Source organism: Paenibacillus sp. 01T422 (assembly GCF_056398785.1).
In genome coordinates, this window is the sequence record NZ_JBFTQB010000857.1 from 1 (window position 1) to 2,812 (window position 2,812).

Below are 2,812 nucleotides of genomic sequence, written 5' to 3' on the forward strand. Positions count from 1 at the left end.
CGGTTCGATTGGTCTTAGAACATGGTGGGGAGGGGCGACCTTCGATAATCTTGAAGCCAAAGCGTATAGTGCGGCAGCGACGTTTGCGCCTGAATTTAGCGTAACGTCTGGGGTTTACGACAGTGCGCAGCACGTTGCCATTACCTCGGCGACAGAAGGGGCGACGATTCGGTACACGCTTGACGGCACGCTGCCGAATGCGACTTCTCCCATCTACACGTCACCGATCGGGATAACATCGGATACGATTCTTAAAGCCTATGCTGAAAAAGCAGGGGAAATGGTCTCGGATGTGGTTACCTCCTCTTATATAATCGCGGAGAGTGAGCAAGTCTTCACGGATGACTTTGACGATGGTGTTGCGGACGGCTGGACGAATTATATGGGAGCCGTAGTTGGCACCCCGACAACATGGTCAGTAACGCAAGGTGTCTACAGCTACATGGCTGTGAATCCAAGAGGCGCCAAGTCGGTCGTGAATGCGGTTTATCAGGATTTTGAGTTTGAAGTGGATGTGAACCCGCAGGATGCAGTCGCTAATAATAGCGGTGTCATTTTCCGAGCGACGGGGCCAGCTGACGGTGTAGATAAAGTAAATGCGTACTACGCAGGTATGAACGCTGCCGGCAAGCTTGAAGTCGGGAAAATGAGCACAGCAGGTGCGTCTGGCACCTGGACGCCAATCGCTTCAACGGTTGTGAGCGGTGTCAACCCGAATGCCTATAACCATCTGAAAGTAATTGGGATCGGGACACGCTTTTACATCTACGTGAATGGCAAGCTTGCATTTCATTTCACAGATGCAACTTACGCCTCTGGTACTGTTGGGCTGAGAGCTTGGAACGACGATAAAGCGGTTACCTATGACAATGTCTCTTTGAAGCGGTTGACGACGGTTGTGCTGCCAGTTGCAGCGCCGGTCATTAGTCCAGCATCAGGCACTTTTCCTAATACGCAAATCGTCACGTTGACGAGCTCGACAGCAGGTGCCGATATACACTTCACTGTAGATGGCAGTTTCCCTACAGCTGCGTCGCCTGTCTACAGTGGGCCTATCACTTTGACGGCTACAACGACGGTGAAAGCTTATGCTGCCAAAAGCGGTATGCTCGATTCAGCGGTGCAAAGCGCTACGTTTACGTTAGTCAGCCGTACCTTCTCGGATGATTTTGACGATGACAATGCGAACGGCTGGAAGACTTACCAAGGCACGTGGAATGTAGCCGGCAAGGCCTATCAAGTAACGGATAAAGGCCCTGGCTTCAAATCCATAGCAGATGGCACTTCGTTCAGTAACTTTGAATACGAAGCTGATATAACCATGAAAGACGGCGTGAATAACGATAATGCCGGTTTAATCTTCCGCGTTACAGATCCCAGCAATGGCGGAGATAATTTAAAGGGCTATTTTGCGGGAATCACCTCTAACGGACGCGTTCAATTGGGCAAATTCAACAACAACTGGAAAGAACTTGCCTCCATTCTGTACCCAATTCAGCAAAATAGAGCTTATCATATGAAGGTGATAGCAGTAGGCAGCCATATCGATATTTATATCGATAGTGAGCATATCGTTAGTGCGGTAGATACTTCCTACACGACAGGAGCTATCGGTGTCAGAGCGCACTATGTTGCGACCAGCTATGACAATCTTTTCGTCAAAGATTTGGGTGAGGTTCAACTGCCGACCTATGACTGGTCTTGGGTAAAAGGGGCGGTTTTCGTGCCCACGAATGTTGTGAACCAGATTCAGCAATGGGATGAGTATGATCATGATATCAATGATCGTGAATTAGGTTATGCGGAGATGTATGGCATCAACTTTGTGCGCGTATTCGTGCATAACTTGTTATGGAAAGATAATAGCGCGAAGCTGCTTGCTAATCTGGAAGATTTCCTGGCACTTGCCGACAAACACGGCATCAAGGTTGAGCTTGCCTTCTTCGACGATTGCTGGGATGACTTTCCAGTCATGGGACCTCAACCGGCACCTAGATACGGCGCGCATAACAGTCGTTGGGTGGAGGGTCCGGGTGATGCTGTGAAAGCCGACTATGCGGCTAACAAACAAGATTTGAAAGCTTACGTGCAAGGCATCGTAACTGCTCATAAGAACGATCCGAGGATCGCCTTCTGGAACATTTATAATGAACCAAGCAACGGTGAGAGCGGCCTAATGGATCAAATGACGAAGCAGATTATGAACGATGCGCGGATATGGATCAAAGAAATCGATACCGTGCACCCGGTATCTTCAACAGCTGGCCAATTTAGTGGTGAAGCTACTTCAGACTTCATTACTTGGCATCCTTATGAAGCGGATTATCCAACGCCTTATGGTGTTAGCAAGGGAATCCTAGCTGATGAAGCGATGAACCGATCGACACAATCCGTGCCAGGCATTGTGGAACACTATGGGAACAAAGGCATTGGCTACGTCATGTGGGAGTTCGGTATCGGCCGGGATAACACACGTTTCCCTTGGGGATCGGACACGAATCCGATGACATCCGAACCGTCTATGCCTTTCCATGGGATCGCGTATCCGGATGGACATCCTTGGGACGTGAACGATATCAAGGCGTTGACAGGTGATGCTTTTGATACGCTGCCCGTATTCAACGTGAACTATTACAAAGATGATCAATTCACATCGTTAGCCAAATCCTCCATCACGCCAAAAATTGATTTTGACCTTGGTGACGAGAAGGGAACAGGAGCCTCTGATCCATCCGTCGGTATCGGCGAAGATCATTTCTCCACACGATGGATGGGGACTGTGCAGCCTGCGAATACAGGCACGCATACGATC

Annotated in this window: 1 protein-coding gene; it reads left to right on the forward strand. The window is 49.3% G+C overall.

The window, feature by feature from the left end; genetic code table 11:
* Positions 1-2,812 (forward strand): chitobiase/beta-hexosaminidase C-terminal domain-containing protein (locus AC1DUA_RS32490; RefSeq protein WP_477503665.1); only part of this gene is annotated, 2,812 nt, incomplete at both ends.